The sequence below is a fragment of the Parasutterella excrementihominis YIT 11859 genome (assembly GCF_000205025.1).
GTDB lineage: Bacteria > Pseudomonadota > Gammaproteobacteria > Burkholderiales > Burkholderiaceae_F > Parasutterella > Parasutterella excrementihominis.
Map to the genome: position 1 here is coordinate 1 of NZ_GL883680.1, position 13,772 is coordinate 13,772.

The window sequence follows — 13,772 nt, forward strand, 5'->3', positions numbered from 1 at the left end:
CCCTGCCTGAAGGCAGGGGGCTCCGCGCCTAAATTTGATGAAGAATACGCAGATTAAACCGGCGGCAGAGGAATCGACTTCAGTACGGCTGGATAAGTGGCTTTGGGCAGCGCGATTTTTTAAAACGCGAACTTTGTCTCAGGACAATATCGAGCTCGGCCGTGTTCGCATGAACGGCGTCAGGCTGAAAGCGAGCAAAGATATCAGGGTCGGTGATCAACTTGAAATCATTCGCGGCGAGGAGCGCTTCGTCGTTGTTGTCAAAGCTCTTTCCTCCAAACGCGGAAGTGCGACCGTGGCCCAAACACTCTATGAAGAAACGCCTGAAAGCTTAGAGGCGCGTACTCGTATCAAAGAAAACAGCCGACTTATGCCGATGCCCGGAAGCGATTATCACGGACGTCCTACCAAGCGCGACGGCCGAAAAATTCGCCAATTCATGGCGGAATTTGATCCTTCGAAAGACTTTTAGCAGGATCGCGAAGTTTTGCGCGTTCGCCGGCAGACTATTCAAAACGTTTTCCTGTCACAAAAATCAAGCCTCTGAATCTCAATCGAATCAGAGGCTTTGTACTATCTGCGCTCTTTCTCAAAGCGCAGCGGCTGCATTATTTGCGGCCTTCTTCGTTAAGCCAGCGGGCAACCTGAGGTGCGAAGTAAGTTAAGACACCGTCTGCACCGGCTCTCTTGAAGCAGAGCATGGTTTCCATGATTGTCTTTTTCTCGTCGAGCCAGCCGTTCTGGAAAGCGGCCATAAGCATGGAGTATTCGCCGCTGACCTGATAAGCGAAGGTCGGGGCCTGGAATTCCTGTTTAACGCGCCAGAGGACATCCAAGTACGGCATGCCGGGCTTGACCATGACCATATCGGCGCCTTCAGCCAGATCTAAACCGACTTCCCACAGGGCTTCGTTGGTATTGCCCGGATCCTGCTGGTAAACGGCCTTGTTGCTCTTTCCGAGGTTCGAGGCAGAACCGACAGCATCTCTGAAAGGACCGTAGTAGCAGGAGGCGTATTTAGCGGAATAGGCCATGATCTTTGTGTAGATCAGACCGTGGGCTTCGAGAGCGTCACGGATGATGCCGATACGACCGTCCATCATGTCGGAAGGCGCAACGATGTCTGCTCCGGCCTGAGCCTGAGCAAGCATCTGCTTCACAAGCATTTCGATGGTTTCGTCGTTAAGGATGAAGCCGGTTTCGTCAATAAGGCCGTCCTGACCGTGTGTTGTGTAGGGATCGAGTGCGACATCGCACATCACCCCGAGTTCCGGGAAGTGTTCTTTCAAAGAACGCACCACGCGAGGGATTAAACCGTCGGGATTGGCTGCTTCTCTGCCGTCGGGTGTTTTTAAGGAAGCGTCGATAGACGGGAAGAGAGCCATGACCGGAATGCCGAGTTTGACGCATTCTTCTGCCTGCTTGAGCAGGAGGTCTAAAGAAAGACGCTCTACGCCGGGCATAGAAGGCACCTGGACGCGTTTGTTGTTGCCTTCGATGACGAACACAGGGTAGATCAGATCGTCGACGCTAACGCGGCTTTCGCGCATTAAACGGCGGGAGAATTCATCATGACGCATTCTGCGCATGCGAACGGAAGGGAATTTGCCTAATGTCTGCATTTCGATTCTACGTTTGTAAGTAAAGAAAAAGCTCTATGGATAATCATAGAGCTCAATCGTGAAACAAAAATTAAATTTTAGCTACCTAAGGGTAAGTTCAGCCATGTACAAAGCACGTTCTGAAGTTGCTCAACGCCTTCTTTCTTAAGGCCTGAGAAAAGCTGGACGCTTACATGGTTGCCCATCGTCAGAGCTCGATCTTTAACGGCGTTTAAGACCTGACGTTTTTCCATGGTCTTGAGCTGGTCGGCTTTATTCAGCAGGAGATGAAGCTTGAGATCGGGTCTGACGGAGAGGAAATCCAATAGGAATTCGTCTGCAGGCATGAAGGGTCTTCTGGCGTCCATCACCAAAACCATACCCATCAGCTGAGGTCTTTGCTGGACGTAGCCGCCGACGAGGCCTGCCCAGTTCTTACGCGTTTCGGGAGCGGCTTTTGCATAACCGTAGCCCGGAAGGTCGACGAGGAAGCATTCGGGAATCCTTTGTCTCGGTATTTCTCCTTTAAGCGAGAGTTCGAAAAAATTCAAAAGCTGCGTTCTTCCGGGTGTCTTAGAAGAAAACGCCAAGCGGGACTGGCGGCAAAGAACGTTAATTGTTGTCGACTTTCCGGCGTTAGACCTTCCGGCGAATGCAATTTCAGGGAGTTCAGTCTCAGGCAGCCCCATAAGCTCTGAGACGGACATAACAAATCGTGCTGAATCAAAAAGGGCGCTCATAAGTGACCTCATAAATAATCTGCGTAGATTAACGCAAAGAAGACCGCTTGTCGGCCAAGCGGTCCTCTTCAGTTATTTTTTACCGTCCTTATCTTTTTTAGTGAGAGTTCCGGTTACTGCCGCAGCACGGAAAACGATGCGGGGGTCGAGTTCGCCGATCTTCTTTTCGTTTTTGTCTGTGTAAGGCAGGCTGGAGAGCACAAAGCGAATAGCGTTCAAACGCGCTCTCATCTTATCGTCGCTTTCCACAACGGTCCAAGGCGCATCTACGGTATCGGTAGCAAAGAACATTTGGTTGATGTGTTTGGTGTAGTCATCCCATTTATTCAGAGAAGCCAGATCGACCGGAGAGAGTTTCCACTGTTTCAGCGGATCTCTGCGGCGCTGTCTGAAGCGGCGTTTTTGTTCTCCGCGAGTCACGTTCAGCCAGAACTTAAAGAGAATAATGTCTTCTGAGAGCAGATTGCGTTCAAAAGAAGGCACTTCTTTCATGAACGTTTCGTACTGCTCCTTTGTGCAGAAGCCCATGACCGGTTCGACGACTGCTCGGTTGTACCAGGAACGATCAAAGAAGACCATTTCACCGGCAGAGGGAAGGTGAGCGACGTAGCGCTGGAAGTACCATTGCCCTTCTTCTGTGGCCGTGGGCTTTGGAAGCGCGGCGATTCTGGCGCCTCTTGGATTCAGATGCTCGGTAAAGCGCTGGATGGTTCCGCCTTTGCCGGCTGCATCACGTCCTTCAAAAATAATGACAAGTTTTTTGCCTTTCTTTTGAATCCATGACTGCAGTTTCAGAAGTTCAATCTGCAGACTGCGAAGCTGCTTGTTGTATAGATCTCGGTTGTAACCGTTGACGTAGGGATATTCGCCTGGCTTCAAATCCTTTCTTAGGGCGTTCATGTCAGCTGTTGCAGAGATCTTTTTATCAAAACTGCAGCAGGCATGTTCAATGAGGGATTTCAGGAGTTTCTCCTGGCCTTGCCCCGTGAGACTTCCCATGACGGCATCAGCGACTTTATCGGCGGCTGTCTCGTCCGTTGTTCGGAGGAATTGTTTTAGATACTGATACGGATTTTCGTAACCGCCAAGGTCAAACTTGGAATCTTCGAGTTCTTCTGATTTTTTTTCAACGATTACGGCATTTTGACCGTCAATTTTTTGAGGCCCAGCTGCGTCTTTGTGCGTGACAGAGTGGTTCATTGTTTCCTCCCCCTCCAAAATAAACTGATCAAACCATTCTATGTAAGTTGTACGGAGATAGAAGAAAATGTTGTCAATTCAGGCACAAAAAAGGCCGCCACAAGGGCGGCCGTGAGGAAAAGCCTATTGATTACGACTTACCGAAGACCTCGTTTAACTGCTGAGTAACACGGACGAAAGTCGTGCGTTTCGTGAGTTCTTTCAGTCGACGGGCACCGACATATGTGCAGGCCGAGCGGACGCCGCCGAGGATTTCCTGAACGGTGTCTGCAACGGGACCGCGGTCTTCAAGGTAGACCGTCTTTCCTTCTGCTGCACGATATTTAGCAACTCCGCCGGAATATTTGTCCATAGCGGATTTGCTGCTCATTCCGTAGAAAGAACGGTAGACCTTTCCGTCTTTTTCGATGACCTCACCGCCGCTTTCATTGTGGCCGGCGAGCATGCCGCCGAGCATCACGAAGTCTGCGCCGCCGCCGAAGGCTTTGGCGATATCTCCCGGACGAGTGCAGCCGCCGTCGGAGCAGATGAGGCCTCCCAGACCGTGAGCTGCGTCTGCGCATTCAATGATGGCGGAGAGCTGGGGATAACCGACGCCGGTCATCTTGCGAGTGGTGCAAACCGAACCCGGGCCGATGCCGACTTTAACGATATCAGCGCCCGCCAGGATCAATTCTTCCGTCATGTCGCCGGTGACGACGTTGCCGGCCATGATGGCAAGGTGCGGGAATTCTTCTCTGATTTTGGAGACGAAATCGACGAAAATCTCCGTGTAGCCGTTGGCGACGTCGATACAGAGGTACTCGATAGCCCCTGGCGCACGTTCCATGACTGCTTTGAATTTCTTCAAATCGTTGTCCGTGATGCCCATGGAATAGAAGGCAGTGGACTTGCGTTTGAGACCATTGAAATAGGTGACATACTCGTCCTCAGAGTAATGTTTGTGGAGCGCCACGGAAAGATCGTATTTTCCCAGGGCCTCAGCCATTTCAAAGGTTCCGGTGGTGTCCATGTTGGCAGCAATGATAGGGACGCCGGAGTATTCAACTCTGCTGTTGCGCAGTGTAAAAGGTCGGATTAAATCGACATTGGAGCGGCTCGAAAGCGTTGAACGTTTCGGACGAATGAGAACGTCTTTAAAGTCAAGTTTAACTTCGTTTTCAATATGCATCGGAAAAGTCTCAGTCAGGCAGTTTTTAACGACACATTCTCCCACGGAAAGCAAGAATAAAGGCGAAGGACTAACTTAAATAGGTAAAGAAAAGCAAGCGTATTTATCAAGTTGTGAGATCTGCAGGCAAGAAGCCTCTGCACAAGACTTACTCTTTTCGTCAACTGTCCTCAGAAGGATCCCTCGGGGGCGCCTCGTAGAACAGTTGACGGAGAAAGGAAGAGTCTTCGCCTCACTTAGTTAATGTTGAGAAAGTAAGCTCTAGTGTTAGAAGCTGTACTTCAAACCTATCATACTGTAGTCGTGCGTTGTATTTTCGGACGTCATGAGCTGGGTTGGTCCTCAAGTCCGTGTGAGCTTTTGTACCATCGGCAGGTTGCGAGATGTAGATTCGTTCAGTGAACAGAAAATCGTGCACGATTACTTTTTCTTCAGCTCCGCGTTATTCTCGGCTTCCTCAGTCATTTGACCATGACGGTATCAGAAGAAAATAGGCTTCTGTCCTGAGCAGAAGCCTATGGTTAAGAGAATCGTGCTATTGATCAGTGAGGCCGTCTGAGCCAAGCTGAGTGTCGGTGACGAGAATTTCATCAGAGAAAAGTTCTTCGGCACACTGCCGCTTACGAATAAGGGCAGCCCTGTTTCCGTCGACTAAGACCTCGGCCGGCAGACAGCGTGAATTGTAGTTGGAGGCCATAGACATCCCGTAGGCTCCTGCGCTTAATAGTGCCATGAGGTCTCCCTCCTGAACATTCAGCAGACGGTCTTTTCCAAGCCAATCGCCGGTTTCACAGACAGGACCGACGACGTAGCAATAAGTTTCTTTTTCTTCCTTTTTGGGTGTGACCGGAACGATTTGCATCCATGCCTGGTAAAGCGTAGGTCGGATCATATCATTCATGCCGCAGTCAACTATGCAGAAGTTTTTCAGCTCGCCCTGTTTCATGTACTGTACAGTCATCAACAGAGCTCCGCTGTTTCCGACCAAAGAGCGGCCGGCTTCAAAGATCATTTCTTTATCGCCGTAACCTCGTTTGACTAGGACCCTGCGTAAGGCGGCCACAAGGACCGTCGGACTTGGAACTGCTTCGTTACTGTACTGAATGCCCAGGCCGCCCCCGAAATCGATATGCTGAAGATCAATCCCGTTCAGGCGAAGCTTGTCGAGAAGGGTGCAAAGCTTTTCGCAGGCATCCACAAAAGGCGCGGTATCCGTAATCTGAGAACCGATGTGGCAGTCAATGCCCACGACCTCAAGTTCAGGACTGCGGGAGGCTTTTAAATAAAGCTCGACAGCCTGATCGTAGGCGATACCGAATTTGTTTTTCTTGAGACCGGTAGAAATGTAGGGGTGCGTCTTAGCGTCCACATCCGGATTGACGCGGAAAGAAACACGAGCCTTCTTACCTTTCTTTTGAGCAACGGCAATGACTCGATCTAATTCGGCCGGAGATTCAATATTGAAGCATTTGATATCGGCGTCGAGCGCGGCTTCGATTTCATGATAAGTCTTGGCGACACCCGAAAAAATCACTTTGCTCGTATCGCATCCGGCGGCTTGAATTCGGCGCAGTTCTCCCTCGGAGACGATATCGAATCCGGCACCCAGTTTCCCGAGAAGTCGAATGATGGAAAGATTCGAATTTGCTTTAACGGCAAAGCACATCAAATGCTTATAGGGCTCCAGAGGCTTTTGATAGCTCTGAAAAGCATTGACGATGGCTTGTTTGGAATAAACGTATAAAGGAGTTCCGAAGCGGGCCGCGAGATCTTTTAACGGGACGTTTTCGCACCAAAGAGTACCGTCCTTCCAGGCGAACTCTCGGTCATTAGGAAGAGAGAGATTCATCTTTGTCTTGACCCCATGAATATGTGTTAGTAAGCCGTCGACATCGGATTATTCGGCGCAGAGCGCAGAGGACTTGTGACGCTGTCGGGCAGCTGCTCAGTTGCGTCTCCCGGATTTTTGTCAGTTCCTTCTGCTGGTAAAGCTTCATCCTGTGCCTTTTGAGCGGCATCAGCGGGAGCGGCACCGACCGTGTCTTCTCCTGTCATTTCGTTGATTTGCTGTCCGATTCGAGAGAGGTACGAATCATTCGGGTTAGGCGGCAGGTACAGAGGACCTTTGATTCCGCAGCCTGTTAAGAGAAGGCACGGAAAGAATAAAATGAGGGAACGTTTCAGCATAATTGACAAATCTACCATGACAAAAAGAGATTTTATCGAGTTATCGGAGAAAACCTTCAACGATATTGAGCAATTAGTTGATGACCAATATCCCGATGTGGATTTTGATCGTGAAGGCAATGTCCTGACTCTGACACTTGAGGATGGCAAAGTCGTTGTGATTAACCGTCAGGAAGCTATGGAAGAGATGTGGCTGGCTTCTCCTTTGGGAGGAATGCATTTTTACTATGACGCCGCCGGTGTTCTCGTGAACTACCGCAAAGGTGAAAAGCCCTTTGCAGAATGTCTGAAAGAAGCGCTGGAGAGCTGAGATGGTTCAGAAGTTTTGGCAGTGCCGCGATCGGAGCATCGATCTGTCCTCTCCAAAAATCATGGGCATCGTCAACGTCACTCCTGATTCATTCAGTGACGGCGGTAAATATTATTCCTCTGCACAAGCGATAGAACATGGTCTTCAGCTGGCAGAGGAGGGCGCTGATATTTTAGATATCGGCGGAGAATCAACTCGCCCGGGAGCGGAAGAAGTAAGCGTTCACTCTGAGTTGGAACGTGTGATCCCTGTGATTGAGGCACTGAGCGCACGCGGCCTAGTGGTTTCGGTGGATACCAGTAAACCGGAAGTGATGACTGCGGCAGCTCAGGTCGGCGCACAGATTATTAATGATGTTTATGCGCTTCGTCGTGACGGCGCATTAGAAGCTGCAGAGAAGAGCGGATGCGGCGTGTGTCTGATGCACATGCAGGGGGAACCGCGCACAATGCAGAAGAATCCCGTTTACACGGATTTGCTGTCTGAGGTGAAGAGCTTTCTGGCTGAGAGAGCTCGGGCGTTGACGGATCTCGGAGTTTCAGCGGAAAAAATCGTCTTGGATCCGGGATTCGGATTCGGGAAGACGGTGTCACAGAACTTTGAACTGCTTGCAAAGACAGAAGATTTTTTATCATTAGGCTATCCGTTTTTGTACGGCATGAGCCGAAAGTCTTCGCTCGGAGCTGTTACCGGAATTACGAAAGCCGAAGAACGTCTGATTTCTTCGGTGACGGCGCATTTGCTCGCTGTCGAAAGAGGCGCGTCGATTGTACGAGTTCACGACGTTAAGCAAATGAAAGAAGCGCTCACAATATACAAGGCGATGGTTCACTACAAGGATTTGAAATGAGTCGAAAATATTTTGGAACGGACGGAGTTAGAGGCAGAGTCGGACAAACTCCGATTACGCCAGAATTTGCCATGCTTTTGGCACAGGCTGCCGGCCGTATTCTTAAGCAGCAGACAACCGACGGGGAGGTCGGAGTTTTTATTGGAAAAGATACCCGCGTCTCGGGTTACATGTTGGAAGCCGCCCTTCAGGCCGGATTCTTAAGCGCCGGCGTAGACGTGATGCTCGGCGGTCCGCTTCCGACACCGGCTGTTGCCTATCTCACAAGAGCACAGAGACTGAGTGCCGGTGTTGTCATCTCCGCCTCTCATAATCCCTTCTATGACAACGGCATTAAGTTTTTCTCGGACAAAGGCACCAAGCTGCCTGATGAAATGGAACTGCAGATTGAAAAAGAAATGGACCGCGGTTTCAGCTGTGTAGACAGCGCTCGTCTCGGAAAAGCTCGCCGTCTTGATGACGCGGCAGGCCGCTATGTCGAATTCTGCAAGAGCACTTTCCCGTCAGATCTGGATTTGAAGGGCTTCAAGATTTATGTGGACTGCGCCAACGGCGCTGCCTACCACATTGCGCCGGATGTCTATCATGAACTCGGTGCGACCGTCGTTTGCGGAGGTAATACACCTGACGGATTCAATATTAATGAAGGTGTCGGCGCAACCCATACGGAAACGCTTCCGGATCGCGTTCAGAAGGCCGGCTGCGATATCGGTATTGCGCTGGACGGAGATGCCGACCGTCTGATCATGGCTGACCGCCATCAGGTCTACAACGGCGATCAGTTGCTTTATCTCATTGCTAAGGATCGTTTGAACCGCGGCGAACTGAAAGGTGTCGTCGGTACACTCATGACGAACTTTGCGATTGAAAAGCAGTTCAAGACGCTCGGCGTTCCGTTCCACCGCGCTAAGGTCGGAGACCGTTATGTTTTAGAAATCATGCTTAAAGAAGGCATTGATTTAGGCGGAGAAGGCTCTGGCCACCTCATTATTTTGGATAAGCAGACCACCGGTGACGGTATTGTTTCTAGTCTCCAAGTTCTGTCTGTGCTCGCTCGCAACCGCTCTACGCTCGAATCCGTTCTTTCTGAAGTTGCTCTGACGCCGCAGGTTTTGATTAACCGCAGATATAAAGCCGGTTACGTTTGGAACGAAGACCAGGCACTGCTTGACGCAATCAAGGCTGTTTCGAAAGAGCTGGAAGGAAAAGGCAGAGTTTTAGTGCGCGCTTCGGGGACGGAACCGTTGGTCCGTGTTATGGTGGAATGCGAAGATATCGGTGAAGCGAAAAAGCACGCTCAGGCATTAGCCGAACTCATTCCGCTCGAAGCTTAAGGAGAGATGATGACGACATCCGTTCTGATCGTAGAAGATGAGCCGTCAATTTTGGAGTTAATTTCTTATACCTGCCGGACTTCCGGAATGGAAGTCCGCAAGGCAGCGAACGTCGCCGAAGCAAAGAAAAATCTTGAAGCGGCCAAACCGGACATCATTCTTTTGGACTGGATGCTTCCGGACTGCGCCGGCCTTGATTGGCTGCGCGAACTTCGGAGCTATCACAGCAACGAGAGTCTGCCAGTCATTATGCTGACTGCGCGCGGACAAGAGGACGACAGGGTTCGAGGTTTAGAAGCGGGAGCGGATGACTATGTGACCAAACCCTTCTCTCCGAGAGAGTTGGTCGCAAGAATTCGTGCCGTCATCCGCCGCAAAGGCGGAGATGCGCTTCCTGATACGCTGCGTGTCGGGCCGCTTGAGATTGATGCCGAGCGGTACGAAGCACGCGTTAACGGCAAACCGCTGCGTCTGTCGGCTGTGGAATTTAAATTTCTTCAGGTTTTTGCCAAGCATCCGGGGCGTGTTTATTCACGCGCCCAGCTCATCGACAAAGTATGGGGCGTCGGTGCGGACATTGACGAAAGAACGGTTGACGTTCACATGCTTCGCCTGCGCAAACAGTTGGCCGGAACAGCCGCGGCTGATTTTATCGAGACAGTTCGGGGCGTCGGATATCGAGCTTCGAATTTAAAGGCCTAAAGGAATCGACTCCGAGGCAAGACTCAGTCGAGGTTAGACACCTCCAGAAACTCAAAGTCCCGCCGACCAAATAGGTCGGCGCCGGCTCCTATCAAATGAAAAATTACTAGTGAACGATAATGTCCCAGGCGTCTAGATAGCACCACGATCTTCGCCAAGTTAAGGGCAGCGGGGACAGCTTTCAAAATAGTAGTTTCATTCAATTGGTGCGGCGGATGCTAGCGAGATCTTTAACAACTGATTAGCCGCCAAACGTAGAAGTGAGGGGCTCCAAAGCGATTCTTTCGAATCTCAACGGCATCTTAAGTGCCACAATAAAGTTTTCCACAACTTAAAAAGGAGCCCCTCATGACTAATAATATTCAATTTTCATCTGTTTGTGGTATCGACATTGCAAAGTCTGTAATGCAAGTCTACAGAGTTACTTCCGACGGCGTTGTTTCTAATAAAGCTGTTAAACGAGCCGATTTTCTAAATGAATTTAGAAACACTCCACCCGCTCTGATCGGAATGGAAGCCTGCGGTGGCTCACAACATTGGGCACATGAGTTGCAAAGTCTTGGCCACACGGTTCGTTTTATGCCGCCAAAGTTGGTAAAGCCGTACGTAACTGGACTGAAGAATGACAAAAACGATGCACGCGGTATCTATACAGCTCTCGTGATGGACGTGCGTGAGGTACCGGTCAAATCTTCAGCGATCCGTGACCTGGCGCTGCTGCAAACGATGAGAACGAAGCGCCAAAGAGAAAAAGTCGAAAAATTAACCACATCAGAGGCATCTTGTCTGAGTACGGGTTGATTATGGGGAAAAGCGTAAATGCATTCTTAGCAAAGGCCGGATCCTTAATTGTTGAGTTAAAGGAACGAGCTGACGTAAGCCCATTTATAGTTTCTGAGCTGAATGCTCTTTTCCCAAAAGTTAAAGAGGCGATGGCAAAAATCAAAGAATTGGAAACGAATATTGAGTCCATCGCAAAGACTCTCAAGCACTACGACCTATTCCAATCTGCGCCGGGAGTTGGACCGATAACGGCAGCGACAATGTTGGTTTTGCTTTGTAATCCGGAAGTTTTTAAGAACGGAAGAGAATTTGCCGCGTATATAGGTTTGGCTCCAAAAAGCTCCGGAAGCGGCGGTAAAAACTTTGTTACTCACATTCCCAAGAAATATGAATGTAACAATGAGGTCAGAACTCTTCTAGTTCAATGTGCTCATGCCATCTGTAGGAGCAAGCACAAATCCGACTGGGTTTCTTCAATCTTAGCGAGAAAGCCAAAAAAGGTGGTCATTATTGCCGTTGCAAATAAGCTTGCCAGACAATTATGGATTATGGCTAAGAAAGGAGAGAAGTTTGAAAGACGCTTCATCTTGGCCGCCGCTCAATGAACTTATGGTGCGGGAAAGTGGGCCGAATAAGAACACAGCAGCTATCTGCATCGTCGATAACCGAAAATCCAAAATACAAGCGGATGAAATGCACAAGTAAAATATCAGAACCCCTCTTAGTTATTTAAGTTTAAGAGGTCGAGGAAAGATTTGTCTGGAAAAAGTTGGCGCACATGTGTTATTACTGTTGTCCAGAAAGGTTCGGAAAGACCTGATAATGTTCGTAACTCAACTGGTTAACTCCAGTATGAATCGCCCTAAAAGGATTCGAAATCGAACTCTTCGGTTGGCAAAAAAGTGTCGAATAAGAATATGGAAGCAGCCATTCGCACTGGACAAAAACTTTCACTTGACAAGCCTGGGACATAAGAAACTAGTAAAAAGACTGAAACATGACTGATAAAAACCATACCAAGTTTGAAGAGAAAGAGCTCCGGTTCCGTCAGACGCTCAGTGCGCTTCCTGATGGTGTCGTGCTCTTGAGAAAGGACTTGGTGATTCAATGGATGAACCGCATCGCAGAACGAGATCTTTCGCTGGATCCCGAAAAGGACGTCGGTAAGAAGCTGACGGATGTGTTTACGAATCCGGAATTTATTCAGCACATTCAGTCTGAACGCTGGAAAGCTCGTCAGCTTATCGATCTGCCCGACGGACGAGTTTTAGAAGTTCGCGTGATTTCTGCCGGTAAAAAATACACAGTCGTCGTGACGCGAGACATAACCGAATCCAAACGAATTGACGACTTCCGACGAGATTTCGTCGGAAACGTTTCTCACGAACTGCGGACACCGCTGACAGTAATTCAAGGTTTTTTGGAACTGGCAACAGAAAATCCGAACCTTAATGAAGAGGATCGTCTGCACTGGGAAATGATGCTGGAGCAGGCGGAGAGGATGCGCGCACTGGTGGATGACCTCCTGGCTCTGTCTCGATTGGAGCAGGATGCGGCGCCGGCATCACGCGAGCTCATCGATGTCGATGAAATTTTGGAAGAGGCAGCTGCCGAAGGACGCATGATTTCGGGCGGCGCGCATGAAATCAAGATTGCTAAAGTAGCATCGGAAGGGATTCTCGGCGACTTTAAGGATATGCGAAGCGCAGTTACCAATCTCGTGACAAATGCTGTTCGCTACACACCGAAGGACGGCAAGATTGAGCTTTCTTGGGAAGTGAAAGACGATCACGGGATTTTGTCGGTTAAGGACAACGGGATCGGTATCGCACCGGAGCATATTCCACGTGTGACCGAGCGTTTTTATCGCGTGGATAAATCGCGATCCAGAGAGACAGGTGGAACCGGCCTCGGACTTGCCATCGTGAAGCATGTTTTGTTCCGTCACCAGGCTCAGCTCCAGATCGAGTCTGAACTCGGGAAGGGTTCGACTTTCAAGATCATTATTTCTAAAGCTCGGTTAGCGCCCCCGATCAACAGCAAAGACCTTCTTTCAGGCACGGTGCCGGAAAGCTCACCGGTCATAGGCGTCTGATGGTCTGATGAGGTTGTCGGCTTAAGAACGAATCTCACAGTGCGGACTAGGAATTGATGGGATTCGACGATCTTTGGAAGTGAGACCAGCAAAAAAGCAGTCGGATGCGGTGGAAATTTTTCCTAAAGTTGAGTAGAATCACGATTCCGGTCCGACGTAAATTTATTCGGAAGCTTTCAAAGCAAGCATTTTGGAATTGTGCTATATTCACGTTTCCTTGATTAACGGGGTGTAGCGTAGTCTGGTAGCGCGCCTGCTTTGGGAGCAGGATGTCGGGAGTTCGAATCTCTCCACCCCGACCAGAATTTAGGTTTGTCCGCAGGTAGAAATTTCTGCCCGTAGCTCAGTTGGATAGAGCATCGGCCTTCTAAGCCGAGGGTCACAGGTTCGAATCCTGTCGGGCAGGCCAAGTTTTTAGTGGTACGAGTAGCTCAGTTGGTAGAGTCCAGGATTGTGATTCCTGTTGTCGTGGGTTCGAGCCCCATCTCGTACCCCACTTAATGTGGGAAATGGTGTTCATTGATAGTCAATGAACGCCATTTTTATTTGGATTTTCAGATAATTACGCCTGACTGAAATACTGAAATATTGCAGAAGTTAGGGTATCTAGCAGAGGCCGACCTCTGAACTAAGGGCGACCTCTCTAGAAATCTGTTTCTTCTTCGTCTTCGTAATCCTGTTCCTTTTCGGGCTCAGCGTCAGGCACAGGAACCCCGAGAGCTTCAAATAACTTTCTTCTTTTACCGGCGATCTCTCCGAAGTAATAACCTCCGCAGAATTTGGTCTGCATCACATTGTT

The 13,772-nt window shown here is 49.6% G+C and carries 14 protein-coding genes and 3 tRNA genes; 11 read left to right on the forward strand and 6 right to left on the reverse strand.

Annotated elements, in window-relative coordinates:
* Window positions 1–37: 37 nt before the first annotated feature.
* Window positions 38–472, forward strand: coding sequence for an RNA-binding S4 domain-containing protein (locus HMPREF9439_RS01830; RefSeq protein ID WP_008863466.1), 435 nt, complete (start codon window positions 38–40; stop codon window positions 470–472).
* A 136-nt stretch (window positions 473–608) separates the two neighbouring features.
* Here HMPREF9439_RS01830 and hemB read toward each other — a convergent pair whose 3' ends face one another.
* From hemB to lptM, 6 genes are all read right to left on the reverse strand, one after another.
* Complete coding sequence (hemB, locus tag HMPREF9439_RS01835; RefSeq protein ID WP_040603351.1) at window positions 609–1,622, reverse strand: porphobilinogen synthase; 1,014 nt, start codon at window positions 1,620–1,622, stop codon at window positions 609–611.
* A 77-nt stretch (window positions 1,623–1,699) separates the two neighbouring features.
* A complete protein-coding gene (gene yihA / locus HMPREF9439_RS01840; protein ID WP_008863468.1) occupies window positions 1,700–2,341 on the reverse strand; it encodes a ribosome biogenesis GTP-binding protein YihA/YsxC in 642 nt (213 codons plus the stop codon).
* A 72-nt stretch (window positions 2,342–2,413) separates the two neighbouring features.
* The gene (gene ppk2 / locus HMPREF9439_RS01845; protein WP_008863469.1) at window positions 2,414–3,541 is read right to left on the reverse strand and encodes a polyphosphate kinase 2; all 1,128 of its coding nucleotides are present in this window, start codon (window positions 3,539–3,541) and stop codon (window positions 2,414–2,416) included.
* 130 nt (window positions 3,542–3,671) lie between these two features.
* The gene (locus HMPREF9439_RS01850; protein WP_008863470.1) at window positions 3,672–4,712 is read right to left on the reverse strand and encodes a GMP reductase; all 1,041 of its coding nucleotides are present in this window, start codon (window positions 4,710–4,712) and stop codon (window positions 3,672–3,674) included.
* A gap of 535 nt (window positions 4,713–5,247) precedes the next feature.
* Window positions 5,248–6,561 carry a diaminopimelate decarboxylase gene (gene lysA, locus HMPREF9439_RS01855; RefSeq protein WP_008863471.1) on the reverse strand — a complete coding sequence of 438 codons (1,314 nt, stop codon included), beginning with the start codon at window positions 6,559–6,561 and terminating at the stop codon, window positions 5,248–5,250.
* 26 nt (window positions 6,562–6,587) lie between these two features.
* Window positions 6,588–6,899: an LPS translocon maturation chaperone LptM gene (gene lptM, locus HMPREF9439_RS01860; RefSeq protein ID WP_021867675.1), complete on the reverse strand. Its 312-nt coding sequence runs from the start codon at window positions 6,897–6,899 to the stop codon at window positions 6,588–6,590.
* 16 nt (window positions 6,900–6,915) lie between these two features.
* Between lptM and cyaY the strand changes: the two genes are divergently transcribed.
* The 10 genes from cyaY (at window position 6,916) to HMPREF9439_RS01910 (ending at window position 13,469) form a co-directional block, all read left to right on the forward strand.
* Window positions 6,916–7,209 carry an iron donor protein CyaY gene (gene cyaY / locus HMPREF9439_RS01865; protein WP_008810454.1) on the forward strand — a complete coding sequence of 98 codons (294 nt, stop codon included), beginning with the start codon at window positions 6,916–6,918 and terminating at the stop codon, window positions 7,207–7,209.
* Window position 7,210: 1 nt separating this feature from the next.
* On the forward strand, window positions 7,211–8,059 hold the full coding sequence (folP, locus tag HMPREF9439_RS01870) for a dihydropteroate synthase (protein WP_008863472.1): 849 nt from the start codon (window positions 7,211–7,213) through the stop codon (window positions 8,057–8,059).
* A complete protein-coding gene (gene glmM, locus HMPREF9439_RS01875) occupies window positions 8,056–9,393 on the forward strand; it encodes a phosphoglucosamine mutase (RefSeq protein WP_008810457.1) in 1,338 nt (445 codons plus the stop codon). The genes folP and glmM overlap by 4 nt, the downstream gene beginning before the upstream one ends.
* A 6-nt stretch (window positions 9,394–9,399) precedes the next feature.
* Window positions 9,400–10,095 carry a response regulator gene (locus HMPREF9439_RS01880; protein WP_008810458.1) on the forward strand — a complete coding sequence of 232 codons (696 nt, stop codon included), beginning with the start codon at window positions 9,400–9,402 and terminating at the stop codon, window positions 10,093–10,095.
* 348 nt (window positions 10,096–10,443) lie between these two features.
* Window positions 10,444–10,896 (forward strand): IS110 family transposase, encoded by a 453-nt coding sequence (locus tag HMPREF9439_RS01885; RefSeq protein ID WP_008863473.1) that lies wholly within the window; start codon window positions 10,444–10,446, stop codon window positions 10,894–10,896.
* A 2-nt stretch (window positions 10,897–10,898) separates the two neighbouring features.
* On the forward strand, window positions 10,899–11,483 hold the full coding sequence (locus HMPREF9439_RS01890) for an IS110 family transposase (protein WP_008863474.1): 585 nt from the start codon (window positions 10,899–10,901) through the stop codon (window positions 11,481–11,483).
* A 392-nt stretch (window positions 11,484–11,875) separates the two neighbouring features.
* Window positions 11,876–12,973, forward strand: a complete 1,098-nt coding sequence (gene phoR, locus HMPREF9439_RS01895) for a phosphate regulon sensor histidine kinase PhoR (RefSeq protein WP_008810461.1) — start codon at window positions 11,876–11,878, stop codon at window positions 12,971–12,973.
* Between the two features lie 225 nt (window positions 12,974–13,198).
* A tRNA-Pro gene (locus HMPREF9439_RS01900) sits at window positions 13,199–13,275 on the forward strand.
* Between the two features lie 30 nt (window positions 13,276–13,305).
* Window positions 13,306–13,382 (forward strand) — tRNA-Arg (locus HMPREF9439_RS01905).
* A gap of 11 nt (window positions 13,383–13,393) precedes the next feature.
* Window positions 13,394–13,469 (forward strand) — tRNA-His (locus HMPREF9439_RS01910).
* Window positions 13,470–13,772: the final 303 nt, after the last annotated feature.